The 15,001-nt window shown below is 37.2% G+C and carries 14 protein-coding genes; 1 reads left to right on the top strand and 13 read right to left on the bottom strand.

Annotated elements, in window-relative coordinates; genetic code table 11:
• Positions 1-12: 12 nt before the first annotated feature.
• From E0E02_RS07075 to E0E02_RS07050, 6 genes are all read right to left on the bottom strand, one after another.
• Positions 13-339, bottom strand: a complete 327-nt coding sequence (locus E0E02_RS07075; protein ID WP_039696811.1) for a hypothetical protein — start codon at positions 337-339, stop codon at positions 13-15.
• A gap of 180 nt (positions 340-519) precedes the next feature.
• Positions 520-822 (bottom strand): hypothetical protein, encoded by a 303-nt coding sequence (locus E0E02_RS07070; RefSeq protein ID WP_074625659.1) that lies wholly within the window; start codon positions 820-822, stop codon positions 520-522.
• Between the two features lie 191 nt (positions 823-1,013).
• Positions 1,014-1,253: a SemiSWEET transporter gene (locus E0E02_RS07065; RefSeq protein ID WP_014334819.1), complete on the bottom strand. Its 240-nt coding sequence runs from the start codon at positions 1,251-1,253 to the stop codon at positions 1,014-1,016.
• Between the two features lie 97 nt (positions 1,254-1,350).
• Positions 1,351-2,784, bottom strand: a complete 1,434-nt coding sequence (locus tag E0E02_RS07060; RefSeq protein WP_133018222.1) for a 6-phospho-beta-glucosidase — start codon at positions 2,782-2,784, stop codon at positions 1,351-1,353.
• Positions 2,785-2,892: 108 nt separating this feature from the next.
• Positions 2,893-4,461 (bottom strand): AarF/UbiB family protein, encoded by a 1,569-nt coding sequence (locus E0E02_RS07055; RefSeq protein ID WP_133018221.1) that lies wholly within the window; start codon positions 4,459-4,461, stop codon positions 2,893-2,895.
• Between the two features lie 16 nt (positions 4,462-4,477).
• A complete protein-coding gene (locus tag E0E02_RS07050) occupies positions 4,478-4,765 on the bottom strand; it encodes a hypothetical protein (RefSeq protein WP_039696806.1) in 288 nt (95 codons plus the stop codon).
• 449 nt (positions 4,766-5,214) lie between these two features.
• Between E0E02_RS07050 and E0E02_RS07045 the strand changes: the two genes are divergently transcribed.
• Entirely contained in the window at positions 5,215-6,141 is a 927-nt protein-coding gene (locus E0E02_RS07045; protein ID WP_074563816.1) for an AraC family transcriptional regulator, read from the top strand.
• Between the two features lie 69 nt (positions 6,142-6,210).
• Here E0E02_RS07045 and E0E02_RS07040 read toward each other — a convergent pair whose 3' ends face one another.
• From E0E02_RS07040 to E0E02_RS07010, 7 genes are all read right to left on the bottom strand, one after another.
• Positions 6,211-8,124, bottom strand: a complete 1,914-nt coding sequence (locus E0E02_RS07040) for a beta-glucoside-specific PTS transporter subunit IIABC (RefSeq protein ID WP_133018220.1) — start codon at positions 8,122-8,124, stop codon at positions 6,211-6,213.
• A 356-nt stretch (positions 8,125-8,480) separates the two neighbouring features.
• Complete coding sequence (locus E0E02_RS07035) at positions 8,481-9,320, bottom strand: PRD domain-containing protein (protein WP_133018219.1); 840 nt, start codon at positions 9,318-9,320, stop codon at positions 8,481-8,483.
• 200 nt (positions 9,321-9,520) lie between these two features.
• A complete protein-coding gene (locus E0E02_RS07030) occupies positions 9,521-11,053 on the bottom strand; it encodes a ClC family H(+)/Cl(-) exchange transporter (RefSeq protein ID WP_074625651.1) in 1,533 nt (510 codons plus the stop codon).
• Positions 11,054-11,200: 147 nt separating this feature from the next.
• Positions 11,201-12,274 carry an ABC transporter substrate-binding protein gene (locus E0E02_RS07025; RefSeq protein WP_133018218.1) on the bottom strand — a complete coding sequence of 358 codons (1,074 nt, stop codon included), beginning with the start codon at positions 12,272-12,274 and terminating at the stop codon, positions 11,201-11,203.
• Positions 12,267-13,058, bottom strand: a complete 792-nt coding sequence (locus tag E0E02_RS07020) for an ABC transporter permease (RefSeq protein ID WP_061407897.1) — start codon at positions 13,056-13,058, stop codon at positions 12,267-12,269. Before E0E02_RS07020 ends, E0E02_RS07025 begins: the two co-directional genes overlap by 8 nt.
• Positions 13,055-13,846 (bottom strand): ABC transporter permease, encoded by a 792-nt coding sequence (locus E0E02_RS07015; RefSeq protein ID WP_006531059.1) that lies wholly within the window; start codon positions 13,844-13,846, stop codon positions 13,055-13,057. Before E0E02_RS07015 ends, E0E02_RS07020 begins: the two co-directional genes overlap by 4 nt.
• Positions 13,833-14,984, bottom strand: a complete 1,152-nt coding sequence (locus tag E0E02_RS07010; protein ID WP_039696797.1) for an ABC transporter ATP-binding protein — start codon at positions 14,982-14,984, stop codon at positions 13,833-13,835. The genes E0E02_RS07015 and E0E02_RS07010 overlap by 14 nt, the downstream gene beginning before the upstream one ends.
• Positions 14,985-15,001: the final 17 nt, after the last annotated feature.

Here is a 15,001-nt window from a genome sequence, read left to right as displayed (position 1 = left end):
TCATCTCCTAAACTACATCATACCAACGGCACCTGATAGTTGTGCTGGGCGGATATAAACTTGTTCATCTGACAAGTGATAATCTGCCATCAAAATCTTTTTCAATTCCACATCGTTGAGATGTGATTGAACGCTACAAGTATCATCTGATGAGCCGACAACTCTAACTTTTCCTTTAAGGTTAGCATTGCTTGCTAAATCAGGTAGTTTTGCACCATCTTTCATGACGACTACATAATCATAACCAAATGTCTTTGACACCCATAGTTGATTTCTAACATTGTAGATACCAGCCACAACAAAAGCAACAACTAAAACAATTAATAGCATTTTTAACATCATTAATCTCCTTTAACCTAATTGTCTGAAGTATTTTTAACACTTCACCGACATTATAAGACATTCATTCAAAAGAAAACATCATTTCTTAAAACAAAATGTCTAAATTATTAACAAAATAATTATTGTAGACGATTTGTGATTTCTAATGTCCTATTCCTAAAAACGACTCATTCATGCTTACTGAGTATTCTCGACCTGCACTTGAGTTGAATCCAGTCCATAATCTTTCATTAAGGTTGTCTTCAGCTCAGTATCATTAATCTGTGATTGTACCTTGCAAGTGTCGTCTGTTGCCGAAATAATCTTAATCTTTCCTCTAAGATTATCATTTTTTATCAAATCTGGTAACTTCAGTCCATGATGCATGGTAATGGTGTAATGGTAACCAAAGCGTTTGGTCACGCCCATTTTGATTTGGACAACACGAACAATCGCAAAGATTAACAAAAACCCAAAAATAATTGCTAAAATCGTCACCATAATAACCCTCACCTCCTTGTTCCTAACGGAACACTCAAATTATACGATTACTATAATCCTTTTTGAAAGCCCTGTCAATTATTTTCTGTAAAGCTTCTTTTCAGAAATTAAATAGGAAGAATCCACTGGAATTCTTTTGCAAAAAAGCCTCCAAAACATTGATATAACAACATTTCGAAGACTTTTAAAAATTATTTATAAATTATTTTACAAATAAGGATAATTCCTGCTAAGGCAACTGAGATGGTATTGGCAACAATTAAAGCTGGATCTGAAACAGAGATTCCATGTGCTAACCACAATGCCATCCCAGTGACTGACATGGTATACATGCCAAGTGAAATGGATTCAACGTCTTTGGTTTTTAAAACCTTGATCATTTGTGGCAAAAAACCAAACGTTGTCAAACAAGCCGCAATATACCCAATCATAAAGACCTACTCTCTTCTTATAACCATGTAAAAACCTTCGTAGGGTAAGAGATTACACCCCCACAAAGGTTTCAAAATAATAACTTAATGAATAACTTTAGACTTCTTCACCGTTTGAAGCAATGACTTTCTTATACCAGTCAAATGACAATTTTGGTGTACGTTTGTAAGTACCGTTACCTTCGTCATCTTTATCAACATAGATGAAGCCATAACGTTTGCGCATTTCACCTGTACTTGCTGAGACAAGGTCAATACAACCCCATGGAGTGTATCCCATCAAATCAACACCGTCTTCGTCGACAGCTTTAATCATTTCTTTGATGTGAGCACCAAGGTAATCAATGCGGTAATCATCGTGAACCATGCCGTCTTCTTCTACTTGGTCAATAGCACCGAAACCATTTTCCACGATGAAAAGTGGCAAGTGGTACATATCAGTAAACCAGTTCAAGCTATAGCGAAGACCTTCTGGGTCAATTTGCCAACCCCATTCAGACGCTTTGACGTATTTATTTTTAATCAAATCTTCTGTTTCAAGGTAGTCAAAGTGTGGGTTATTTTCACGGTGAGAATCGATTGCAAATGACATGTAGTATGAGAATCCGATGTAATCAACAGTTCCCTCTTTCAAATCTGCCAAATCTTCTTCTGTCACATCGACATTAATGCCTTTGCGTTCCCAGTATTTAAGAATATGTTTTGGGTAGAAGCCATGAACATGCACATCAGTGAAGTAATAACGTTTTTCCATGGCTTTTTGTGCCATTAGGATATCTTTTGGATTACATGTTGCAGGGTAAATTGGACACATGGCAATCATACAACCAATTTGGAAATCAGGGTTGATTTCACGACCAATTTTAACCGCACGCGCAGATGCTACCAATTCATAGTGAGCTGCTTGATACATAATCGCTTCGCGGTCATCGCCTTCTTTGTAGACAATACCAGAGTTTGTAAATGGTGCAAAATCTTCTTGATAGTTTGCTTGGTTATTGATTTCGTTAAATGTCATCCAATATTTTACTTTGTCTTTGTAACGACGGAAACATGTTTCAGCGAAACGAACAAAGAAATCAACCAATTTACGGTTTGTGAAACCACCATATTCTTTAACCAAATGATATGGCAATTCAAAGTGAGACAAAGTAACAACAGGTTCGATACCGTGTTTCAAGCATTCGTCAAATAAATCATCGTAGAATTGCAAACCTGCTTCATTTGGTTTTAATTCATCACCATTTGGGAAAATACGTGTCCATGCAATTGATGTACGGAAACATTTGAAGCCCATTTCAGCAAACAAAGCAATATCTTCTTTATAGTGGTGATAGAAATCAATCGCTTCGTGGTTTGGATAATATTTACCCTCAACCACACCGTCAGTGATTTCACGAGGAACACCATGACGACCAGCTGTCATCACGTCAGCAACACTGAGTCCTTTTCCTCCTTCTTTCCATCCACCTTCAAGTTGGTGAGCAGCAACTGCACCACCCCACAAAAAATTATCTGGTAACTTAGCCATTACATATCCTCCTTGTTTAATACATTGTCATTATAGCAAGCGGTTACAAAAATAAAAATAGAAAAAATTTCCTAAGTCATTAGGAAATTCCTTCTATCTTGTTTCCTTTTATTTTTTGAGAATGAGGACTAGATCCCACAAAAAGAGCAACAAAGCTAAGCCAAAAAGGCCATTTGATAGGATTTCTAAGTTTTGATTAAAACTCAAAATTACAGCACTTATCAATACGGCAAAAAAGAGCAAACTTAAAACAAAGCGGTTAACCACACGATTAAAAAACTTAATACGGTTGGTGTAATCGTATAAATCATGGTTAACTAAAATACGTCCATTCAAGACTTGTTCCAAGAGTTGATTGAGACGACGCGGGATATTCTTACCATTTTTAAGCTGATAAAAGAGCTCAATAAGCAGGGTTTCTTTGTTCAAAGCTTGCTTAAGCATGTCAGGTCCCATATTTTCTAAGAAATAATTCTTAGCAAGGGTCATGAGGTCAACTTCCGGAGCTAGCTCACGAAAAATGCCTTCAATTTGCAGAGCTGCTTTTTCTAAAATGGTAATCTGTGGTGACGCTTTGAGTCCATTTTTGACAAAGACATTTAACAAATCCTCAATCAAATCTGTGATAGATAAGACACCGATATCTAGGCTAGAATACTTAGCAAGCATGCGTTCCACGTCTTGGGCAAGAGCTGACTTGTTCATTGAGGTATCAAAGCTTGTGACAGACAAAATGCCTTTCATCATACCTTCGACGTCTTGTGCTGTAAAGCTATAAAGAATATCATTTAAGGCCACGCGCATGCCATTATCAAGTTTTCCCATAATCCCAAAATCAATAAAATAAATCTTACCGTCTGAGATAAAAAGATTACCTGGGTGAGGGTCGCCATGGAAAAAGCCATCTTTAAAGACTTGCTTAATGAAGCTAAGCATGAGTTTTCGACCAATGTCTTCAAGGTCATAACCTGCCTTAATCAACTCATCATAGTGATTAATCGGAATACCTGAAACGTAGTCTTCAACGATTAAACGAGGCGTTGTAAACTCATCATAGACTTCTGGACTAGCAATACATTTACTTGATTGATTCAATTCAGCAAAGGTAATCATAGCTTGAGCTTCATTGCGAAAATCAATTTCACGCGTCAAGCTTTCTTTGATTTGCTGCAAAACCTCAGGTAAATCTACCATTGGAAGAAATGCTTTTGGGATACGTTTTGAAAGGCGAATCAAAAGTGTCAAGTCTTCCTCGATAATTTCTGGCAGATTTGGGCGTTGAATTTTGATGATAACGTCTTTCCCATTTAGCAAACGAGCACGGTGTGTCTGAGCAACTGAGCCACTCGCTAGTGGCTCAGGTCTGATTTCAGAAAAATAAGCGGAAACAGGACCAGTAAGCTCTGCTTCTATGGCTTCCATGACCGATTCTGTTGGCAGCGGAAGCACATTGCTTTGTAGCTTACTCAATTCTCTAACATATGCTTCTGGAAAAATATCACTTCTTGTCGAAAGAATCTGACCAATTTTAACAAAACTTGGACCTAATTTTTCAAAAGCTAAGCGAAGCTTACGAGGTGTTGATTTATCTTCTGCAGCTTTTCCTTTTTCGATTAAAGAGGTTAACCCTACTGAACTAAAGGCACCAATGATTTCTCTTAAGCGTCTACCTGACATAACCCACCAATAATTTCTAATTTAAGATATTTGACTTCTTCAAAAGCGCATCAATTTTGTCTTCAAGACGAGAAACATCTTCTTTGGTAGCATATTGAACAGGTTTTGTTTTAGCATTTAATTGATCTAAAAAAGCTTGTGCTTCGTCTTCACTTCGACGTTTTAGTTCAGAGTGCAATTCTTTTCCTTCGTCAACAGTGAGGCGTCCTTTTTCGACTAACTCTTTTACAAAAGCATCAGCTTTTTCCAAAGTCATAGACGTCAAACCAATACCGGCTAAGAGAACTTTTTTCAATTCTTCCATGATTAATTCCTCCTTGAATGACTAAATTAACATTATGTTTACCCTTTCATTCTACTACTTTTGAGATAAAATATCTAAAAGAAACAGTCGTTTCATGAAAGTTTCTTATACTAGAAAACTGGTAAATTAAAAAGCTCCGCAGCTAACAAAGGAGATTAATTTGTCATGCGGAGCTCTTTCAAAAAATGTAAACAATTGTGTCTCATAGACTCTAAAACCACTTGCTAGCACGATCAAAAAAGAGGTCTCGCTAAGTGATTTTATATTCCTATTATAGTCAGCTAGCAAAAATGATTCTAACACTATCCTTCTCATTTATAATACTTTTATCTGATATGGTCTTGAAAATTTTTATGAAAACCTTTTCTAGAATACGCTTCCATTTTTCGGATTATTCTGCTATAATAAAAGAGTAGTTAATACTATGTTATGATTAGAAGGGGTATTATATGAAACAAGCAGATCCAGCTCACGAAATAAAAATAGATGAAAGCAAGCACCTTCTACCTTATGATTATTACAGTACAGTGGTTGAAAACGGCCGTCCTGACGTCCTTTTCCACTGGCATCCAGAAGTTGAAATCAATTATATTTATGAAGGTTCCGCTCGTTTTCACATTGATTACGATTACTTTAATAGTCAAGCGGGTGATATTATCCTCATACGACCAAATGGTATGCACTCTATTCACCCATTAGAAAACCAGAAACATGTCACTGATACTTTTCGATTTCACTTAGACATGATTGGGTATTCCATTGTTGACCAAGTTAGTCTTCGATACTTGCAACCTTTGCAAACTAGCCTTTATAAATTTGTTCCGCGTATTCAACCAGGAATGGAAGGTTATGAAGAAATCAAAGAGTGCCTCTTCACGATTTTTGAGCTTTCAAAAAACGAAGGACGTCATTTTGAACTGCTGCTCAAATCAAAACTCAATGAATTTCTCTATTTGCTCTTTTACTATCGTTACGTTCTTCGCAAGAACACCGATGATACTTATCGTAAAAATGAACAGATTCGTGAATTGATTGACTTCATCAATAACAACTATCAAAAGAATCTCTCTATTGATTACCTTTCTCAATTCATGGGATATAGTAAAACACACTTTATGGCGGTCTTTAAACAGCATACTGGAAGCTCTTGTACGGAATTCATCATTCAAGTTCGCCTGAACAAGGCTTGCGATATGTTGATTAACACCTCAAATCCTGTTCTTGAAATTGCTACGGCTGTTGGTTTTAATAACTTGTCAAATTTCAACCGACAATTTAAACGTTACTATGAATTAACACCAAGTCAATACCGCAAACAATTCAGTAAACGAAAAGAAAGTCGTGTCTTAATCAACCCTGCTAGAAAATCTCATTAAAAGCTGACTCACCTCAGCTTTTTCTTATGCTTGAACACAAAAAAAGAACGCTTAAAGCGTTCTTTTTTATTAAGCTAATGTTGTGAGAAGATAGTCACCAATGTTAACACGTGCATCTTGTGTTGTGAGAACATCTTCAAATTCTGTCGAATTAGTAACAATCACTGGTGAGATAACCGGAAGGTTAGCCTCACGAATCGTTGCCAAATCAAACTCAAGTAATTTTTGACCTGCGTCAACTTTATCACCAACTTGAACAAAGGTATTGAAGCCTTTACCAGCAAGTGACACTGTATCCATTCCAACGTGAATCAAGATTTCAGCACCATTTTCAGTACGCATACCGATAGCATGTCCAGTTGGGAAGACAAGGGTAATTTCACCAGCTGCTGGGGCAACTACAGTACCGTCAGCAGGATCAATAGCAATCCCTTTTCCCATAGCACCAGACGCAAATACTTCGTCTGGAACATTTTCAAGTTTAACAACTTGACCAATCATTGGGCTTGCAATAATTTCTTGTTTTAATTCTTTAAGCTCAGTTACAGGTTGAGCTGCTGTGTCATCAGTTACAGGTTTAACATCTGGTCCACCGTAAAGGTAAGGAATTTTAGTCAATTGTGTCAATACAAATCCAAGAACAAATGACATCACAATTGAAATAAGGAAATACCAAACGTTGTTCAAATCTGAACTTGCTCCTGCTGGAACATGTTTTGGAGTGATGTATGAAGGAATTGCAAAGAGTCCCATACCACCCATTGTGTAAGCAGTTGTGTTAAAGAAACTTAGAAATGCCCCTTGAATTGCTCCAGCCACACATGTCATGATAAATGGTGTGCGCATTGGAAGTGTAATACCATAAATAGCTGGTTCAGTAACCCCAAAGAGAGCTGAAATAAAAGCTGGGATAGTCAATTGTTTTACTTTATCTTCTTTTGTACGAAGGAAGATGTTGAGAAGCGCACCTGCTTGAGCAAAACAGATAGCTGTTGAAGCAACAAGTAATGTACTCCATCCTTTAGTAGAGAAATCCAAGATTGCAATTGGAACAAGACCCCAGTGAAGACCAAACATAACAAGAACTTGCCACAAAGCACCAAGTAAAATACCAAAGACAATTGGGCTAAAGTTGTAAATATTTGTAAAGATAACACCGATAAGGTTAGATGCCCAGTTCATAACAGGACCGATTGCCAAGTAAGCAAGTGGAACAGTGATTAAGATAACAAAGAATGGAACGATGAAGACCTTAACCACATCTGGAATGATTTTCTTGAAGAATTTTTCAATTTTAGAACCAACCCAAATAGTCAAGATAATTGGAAGAACTGTTTGAAGGTAGCTTGATGATGGGAAGATAACTGGAAGTCCTAAGAAATCAACTTTCCCATTTGCAAAACTTGCGGCAATGTCAGGATAAACCAAAGCAAAGCTTAGTGCTAAAGCAGTGAATTGTTCCATTTTGAAACGTTTGGCTGCTGTTAATGCCAAGATAACAGGCAAGAATTGGAAGAAGCCATCACCGGCGGCATTTAAAATAACATAAAGACCACTTGTTTCCTTCACTCCTACTGCTGCTAAAATAGCTACCAAACCTTTAATCATACCTGCAGCAGAAAGAGCTCCTAGCATTGGTTGGAAAAGTCCAGAAACCAAAGCGATGAATTGGTCGAAGAGGTTTCCTTGAGGAACATCTCCTTCATTAACATCAATACCACCTTCACCTTGGATACCGGCAACTTTCAAAACCGTATCATAAACATCTGGGACATGATTTCCGATAACCACTTGGTATTGACCACCTGCTTTAACAACAGTCACAATACCATCACGTTGTTTGAGGTAATCATCATCTGCTTTACTTTCATCTTTTAAGGTGAAACGTAAGCGAGTCACACAGTGAACTAATTTGATGATATTGTCTTTTCCACCGACGTGAGCAACAATATCTTGTGCCAATTCAGTATAATCTTTAGCCATAAGCTGGCTCCTTTCTTAATGTTCTTTCCTAACAACAGAAAAAACCTAAATAAATACTAAACAATTTTCTGCGCCCACATCAGCGGTAACGCCAAAACTATCTTGTATTTATTTAGGTTTTGCCTGCTTATCAGTAACAATCCTTTTAACAATTCATAGTATAGCATGCGCTTACATTTTTTGCAAGCGCTTTTATGGTGTTTTATTACACTTTTTGACATTTTCATTTATCTCTGAAAGTTGACCACCTTTCAAAACTTGAAATTATAACACCTTTCACAAGTTTTCAAAAAAATTTCACACAAGATTTTTATTAAAAAAATCCTCCCAACCTTAGTCGAGAAGATTCTTAATGATTAATTACTACTTGTTTCCAGTCGTTGAATGTGAATGGTGATATAGACTTGCTCATCACGACTCATCGGAAATTGATATGAGCTTTCGATATAATTCTTGATTTTTTCAGAGCAAGAAAAAGCTTCTGGGTAATTTAACTTCACTTGCTCATACAAAAAGCTGTCATTTTTCCCTTGCACCACACCATTGACGACACGTTGTGCAAAATACTGAATATGAGTCACAAAACGATTATAGCTGACAGAATCTTCATCAGAAACTTTTCCGTAAAATAAACGAACAATCCCTAAAATATCTGTCACAATCTTTGAAATTTGATAGCTTTGCTTAACCAAACCAGAGTCTTTCTGAGCATTGATAAAATGAAGCGCAATTGATGAAACCTCATCATCAGGCAGAATAACACCTAGCCTTTCAAAGACAATCTTAAGGGCATCACGACCAAGCTGATACTCCTTTGGAAAAAATTTACGAATCTCCCAAGACAAAGGATTTTGCACAATGATGTTCTCACGACTTCGCTGAAGTGTGTAATGCAAATGATCTGCAAGGGCAATATAAAAAGCTGTATCAAAATTAGTCTCCAAAACCTCTTGACCATGCTTGATAATATCAAGAACAACCTCTGTCTCTATTGGTGACAAGTCAATATAAACACGCGTTAACTCATGTGTAGCAGAGCTATCTTGCATAACAAATGTTTTTTCAACTAAAGAAGTATCAATCTCGTCACCTGATTTCTTTTGAAAACCAAGTCCTCTCCCCATGACGATGATCTCTTCTCCCTCATCCCCCTTAGCCAAAACAACATTGTTATTATAGACTTTTTCTATCCTCATTATCTACTACTCCCTCAAAAAAATTCGGAAAGAAAAGGCAAAACTAGCGTACACAAAATGCACTGTGTTTTTACGCACAAATGCTTTCTATGCACACTAGGTTTTGCCTGCTTAACCAGTAACAATCCTCTTACTGGTATCCATTTTACCAAAAATCCCTTTAAAATGAAAGGGGATACAAAAATATTTTATTGACATATTTACATCAATAATTTGCGAATTTTTCCAATTTCTGGTTCATTAACCACCAAGAAAATTGTATCACCAGCATTTAAAACGGTACTTCCGCAAACCACTTCTGATTTCTTGCGATGAATCTGAGTTGTAATCAAAACGTTTTTAGGAAGAGTCAAATCACGAACACGTTTGCCAGCGATTTTATCTGACACGGTTAACTCAATAAGCGTTGGTTCAATAACTTCGCGGTCTTTTGGAATAGATAAATTTGCCAACATCGCCTCATAGATTGGCTCACCTTTTAGAAGATCCATTACAATGTAAGCTACCAAAGTAACGACTGCAATAGTCATTAATTGTCGGAAATCTCCTACCATTTCTGTTACCAAAATAATGGCAGTCAGCGGAGCTTTTGAAATAGCCCCAAAATAACCAGCCATACCAAGAACGAGAAAATTAACAAGGACAGATGTGCTGATAAAGCCAATTTGGTGCATGCCTAGACCAAAACCAAAACCTAATAATGACCCCAAAGTCAAAATCGGAAGGAAAATCCCACCCGGTAAACCACTGGCATAACTAAACGTACTCCAAACAAAGCGGATAAGAAAGTACAAGCAAACCACTGCAAAAGTCAAATGACTAGTTGACAATGATGTAATCAAGCCATTTCCGCCACCTAATAATTGTGGGTAGAAATAACCAATTGGCAGAATCAAGATAGCTGCAAAAATACCATAAAAATAATTTGGAATATGACAAATTTTGCCTAAGAAGTCATAAAATAGATTCGCATTCAAGGTTACTTTTTCGTAAAGATAACCCATCATGCCTAAAAATGCCCCTAAAAGCAAAAGCATCCAATAATGATGTAAAGGTAAAATAGCAAGATCACTTGGCATGGCAAGCACAGGCGTCAAACCAAAGATATTTAACGAAATAAAGTTGGCAACCAAGCTTGCAACCAGGGCTGAAATCCAAACCAAACGTGAAAATTGATGATAGATTTCTTCAACAACAAAAAGAAGACCTGCAATTGGAGCATTAAAGGCAGCTGACAAACCTGCTGCTGCACCACTAGCAATCAAGACACGTTGCTCCATGCGCTGTGCTTTCAATGATTTCGCTACACCTTTTCCAGCCATTGCCCCAAGTTGAATACTTGGACCTTCACGTCCTAGCATGAATCCCATTGAAATGGCTAGGACACCACCAATGAATTTTTTCCAAAGAACAGACCACCAATCAGGATGAAGTAAGCCTTTCAACTCTCCTTCGACGTGGGGAATCCCAGAGCCTTTAATATCTGGATCAGATTTAACCAAAAATCCGATAGCAATGACAACAATCACACTCACTAGTAAAATCAAACCTAGTAAAGCTGGATTTTCATGCGAGAGTTGATAACACTTGACCACTTGTGCGAAAATCTTGGCAATCAAGAGTCGAAAAAGACTGACCACGCTTCCGGAAACACATCCTACAATAACACCACGCCACACAAAGCTAAGGATTGAGGATAGCGAAAACTCGTACTCTCTACGATAACTTTCCATTTAAAACTCCTATCTAATCAAATTGAAAATATCATATTAGTTTCAACTATTTTTCAAAAAATAACTCATTACTATTTTATCAAATCTTAAAGCTGATTTCGAGCACATTTAAAAAGAGCTTGGAAATTCTTCCAAACTCTCTTGGTATCATTTGCGATACATTTTAAATTGTAAGTATAAGTCGTTATAAATACCAAGCCATTTTTGACCAAGGTTATTATAAACTTCCAAATGGTTAAAGGTTTCTTCAGATGGATAGAAAGCTTTATTTTCTTTAATGTCATTTGGCAAAAGTTTCTTAGCTTCTGTATTTGGTGTGGCATAGCCGATGTATTCTGCATTTTGCGCAGCATTTTCAGGTTCTAACATGAAGTTGATAAAGGCATAAGCTTCTTTAATGTGCTTAGCTGTTTTTGGAATCACTAAGTTGTCAAACCAAAGGTTAGACCCTTCGCTAGGCACCACATAGTGAAGATGCTCATTTGAGTTAAGCATCTCACTTGCTTCACCTGAGAATGTGACTCCAATCGCAGCATCGTCATTAATCATGTAACCTTTCATCTCGTCACCGACAATAGCTTTGATATTTGGTGTTAGGTCATCAAGTTTCTTTGAAGCGGCATTTAGCTCAGTCATCGATTTGGTATTTAAGCTGTAGCCAAGAGTTCCAAGACCGATTCCCATTGCTTCACGAGCGCCATCAACTAACATGATGTCATTCTTGTATTCTGGATTCCATAAATCTGACCAATGCTCTGGCGCTTTATCAACCATAGTATCATTATAGACGATACCAAGCGTTCCCCAGAAATATGGCACTGAATAATCATTATGCTTATCAAAACTCATGCCCATGAATTTTGAACCGATGTTATCTAAGCCTTTGATTTGAGATTTATCTAATTTGATGAGCAAATGTTCTTTTCTCATCTTATCAATCATGTAATCTGACGGCACGGTGATGTCGTAAGTTGTTCCACCTTGCTTAATCTTGGTATACATTGATTCATTAGAGTCAAAGGTTTCGTACTGAACCTCGATACCTGTTTCTTTAGTGAATTTTGTAATTAATTCTGGGTCAATATAATCACCCCAGTTGTAAATGACTAATTTATCAGATTGACTTGATGAACTTGATGTTTTTTGCATATAAACTGAAACACCAAATAGAATCAAGGTTACCGCAACAAGCCCTAGGAAAAATGTGTATAATTTACGCATTGTTTTCTCCCTTCTTATCTTGTGAAATAAAGTAATAACCAATTACAAGCAAGATACTAAAGATGAAGACAATGGTTGAAAGAGCATTAATCTCAAGTGAGATTCCTCGTCTTGCACGCGAGTAAATTTCAACAGAAAGAGTTGAGAAACCATTTCCTGTAACAAAGAAAGTTACCGCAAAGTCATCAAGGGAATAAGTGAATGCCATAAAGAATCCTGAAATGATACCAGGTGTCAAATATGGCAACATGACTTCTTTTAACATTTGCCAAGGTGTTGCACCCAAATCATAGGCAGCATTAATCATATCGTCATTCATTTCCTTAAGTCGTGGCAAAACCATAAGCACCACAATTGGAATTGAAAAGGCAATATGACTAAGCAAAACTGTCATAAATCCAAGATTAAAATGGAAAATATCTGCCAAGCGCGTAAAAAGAATCAAAAAGCTTGCACCAATCATAACATCAGGTGCCACCATCAAAATGTTATTCATCGATAAAATAGATTGTTGGTGTTTACGACGAGCTTGATAGATGAAAATAGCTCCAAAAGTCCCAATCACTGTCGCCAGAATTGAACTTAAAAAGGCTAGGAAAAATGTCTGAATCAAGATAAGCATCAAGCGACTATCCGCAAACATTTCTGAATAGTGTTCTAGGGTAAATCCAGTAAAACCATTCATATCGCCACCTTGATTAAAGGAATAGAAAATCAGATAAGCGATTGGAATGTAGAGAATAACAAAGACTAAAGCTAGATATAAATTCGCAAATTTTTTCATTTTCGTCTCTCCTTAGTCATCCACATAATAACAAGCATTGCCATGATTAAAATCACACCAATGGTTGAACCCATTCCCCAGTTTTGTGTTGTCAAGAAGTGCTGCTCAATTGCTGTCCCCAGTGTAATCACACGGTTACCGCCAATCAAACGAGTCAACATGAACAAGCTAAGGCTTGGGATAAAGACTGATTGTACCCCACTTCTCACACCATTTAGTGATAAAGGAAAGACAACCTTTGTAAAGGTTTGGAAGCCATTTCCGCCTAAATCGTGGCTCGCATTGATGAGATTGGTATCAATATCATCAAGCGCATTGAAAATCGGTAGAATCATAAATGGAATTTCAATGTAAGAAGCAACAAAGATAAATGAAAAATCTGTGAATAAAATTTGTTTTGGACCAATACCGACAAATGATAAGAAGGCGTTAACGCCACCATGTTGTCCAAAAATCCCCATAAAAGCGTAAGCTTTTAACAAGAGATTAATCCAAGTTGGTAAAACCACAAGCATCAACCACAACTGCTTATGCTTAAGCTGTGTCAAAAAATATGCTGTTGGGTAAGAAATCAACAAGGTCACAAGGGTAATGATGGCAGCATATAAAATCGAATTAAAACTCATTCGAAGATAAGTCCAAGAACTAAAGAAAGTCTTGTAATTATCCAAGGTAAAATGTCCTTGGATATCAAAGAATGACTGCCATAAAATCAAAATGACGGGAGCAATGACAAACAGTATCAACCATAAAATATATGGAATCGAGAAGAAATTATTTTTCTTCATTGCGCTCCTCCTCGATGGCATGAATCAAACCATCTTCATGCTCTTCCATTTCAACATATTCTTCAAGACGCGCATCGAACTCTTCTTCTGTTTCATTCAAGCGCATGATATGAATATCTTCTGGTGTGAAATCAAGTCCGATGACTTCCCCTTCGATGGCTTTACGCGTTGAGTGAATCAGCCATTCATTGCCAAGCTCATCGTGAGCAATGATTTCATAGTGTACCCCACGGAAAAGTTGGGTATCGACTTTCACACGTAATTTACCTTCTTCAGGCATTGTGATTTGCAAGTCTTCTGGACGGATAACCACTTCAACGGCTTCATTTGGTCGCATACCACCGTCAACCGCTTCAAAACGTTTGCCGTTAAATTCAACCAAATAGTCTTCAATCATTTTACCTGGAATGATATTTGATTCACCGATGAAGGTTGCCACAAAGTGGTTAATTGGCTCATCATAAATATCTACTGGTGTACCTGATTGGACGATTTCGCCATCATTCATAACGAAAATCCAGTCTGACATTGCCAAAGCTTCTTCTTGGTCGTGAGTGACGAAAACAAAGGTAATGCCAAGACGTTGTTGTAATTCACGAAGTTCGTATTGCATTTCTGTACGCAACTTCAAATCCAAGGCTGATAAAGGTTCATCAAGCAAAACCACGCGAGGTTCATTGATGATAGCACGCGCAATCGCGACACGCTGACGCTGCCCACCAGATAACTTTTGAATCTGGCGATTCTCAAAACCAGCCAAACGTACCATTTTAAGAGCTTCTTCCACTCGTCGTTCAATTTCTTTTTTGTCGACTTTTTTTAATTTTAGAGGAAAAGCGACATTTTCAAAGACATTCATATGAGGGAAAAGGGCGTAATTTTGAAAAACGGTGTGAACATCACGTTTATTGATTGGGATATCATTGATACGCTCTCCATCAAGGAAAACATCACCTGTGGTTGGCTGTAAAAGCCCTGCAATGATATTTAAAATCGTTGATTTTCCGGAACCTGAAGCACCAAGAAGGGTGTAAAATTTTCCTTCTTCTAACTCAAAGTTAATATCCTTTAAAACAACTGTACCGTTATCTTCAAATACTTTTGATACGTTTTTAAATGCAATAATTGGATTAGTCAATTCTCATAAAACCTCCA

This window comes from Streptococcus sp. KCJ4932, from assembly GCF_004352745.1.
Taxonomy (GTDB): Bacteria; Bacillota; Bacilli; order Lactobacillales; family Streptococcaceae; genus Streptococcus; species Streptococcus ruminicola.
The sequence above is the reverse complement of the archived record's forward strand: the minus strand, read 5'-3'. Positions and strand labels throughout refer to the sequence as shown.

What these genes read in the sequence shown, in the direction of transcription:
- E0E02_RS07075 (WP_039696811.1), bottom strand. Translation starts at nt 339, where the DNA reads ATGTTAAAAATGCTATTAATTGTTTTAGTTGTTGCTTTTGTTGTGGCT.
- E0E02_RS07070 (WP_074625659.1), bottom strand. Translation starts at nt 822, where the DNA reads ATGGTGACGATTTTAGCAATTATTTTTGGGTTTTTGTTAATCTTTGCG.
- E0E02_RS07065 (WP_014334819.1), bottom strand. Translation starts at nt 1,253, where the DNA reads ATGATTGGGTATATTGCGGCTTGTTTGACAACGTTTGGTTTTTTGCCA.
- E0E02_RS07060 (WP_133018222.1), bottom strand. Translation starts at nt 2,784, where the DNA reads ATGGCTAAGTTACCAGATAATTTTTTGTGGGGTGGTGCAGTTGCTGCT.
- E0E02_RS07055 (WP_133018221.1), bottom strand. Translation starts at nt 4,461, where the DNA reads ATGTCAGGTAGACGCTTAAGAGAAATCATTGGTGCCTTTAGTTCAGTA.
- E0E02_RS07050 (WP_039696806.1), bottom strand. Translation starts at nt 4,765, where the DNA reads ATGGAAGAATTGAAAAAAGTTCTCTTAGCCGGTATTGGTTTGACGTCT.
- E0E02_RS07045 (WP_074563816.1), top strand. Translation starts at nt 5,215, where the DNA reads ATGAAACAAGCAGATCCAGCTCACGAAATAAAAATAGATGAAAGCAAG.
- E0E02_RS07040 (WP_133018220.1), bottom strand. Translation starts at nt 8,124, where the DNA reads ATGGCTAAAGATTATACTGAATTGGCACAAGATATTGTTGCTCACGTC.
- E0E02_RS07035 (WP_133018219.1), bottom strand. Translation starts at nt 9,320, where the DNA reads ATGAGGATAGAAAAAGTCTATAATAACAATGTTGTTTTGGCTAAGGGG.
- E0E02_RS07030 (WP_074625651.1), bottom strand. Translation starts at nt 11,053, where the DNA reads ATGGAAAGTTATCGTAGAGAGTACGAGTTTTCGCTATCCTCAATCCTT.
- E0E02_RS07025 (WP_133018218.1), bottom strand. Translation starts at nt 12,274, where the DNA reads ATGCGTAAATTATACACATTTTTCCTAGGGCTTGTTGCGGTAACCTTG.
- E0E02_RS07020 (WP_061407897.1), bottom strand. Translation starts at nt 13,058, where the DNA reads ATGAAAAAATTTGCGAATTTATATCTAGCTTTAGTCTTTGTTATTCTC.
- E0E02_RS07015 (WP_006531059.1), bottom strand. Translation starts at nt 13,846, where the DNA reads ATGAAGAAAAATAATTTCTTCTCGATTCCATATATTTTATGGTTGATA.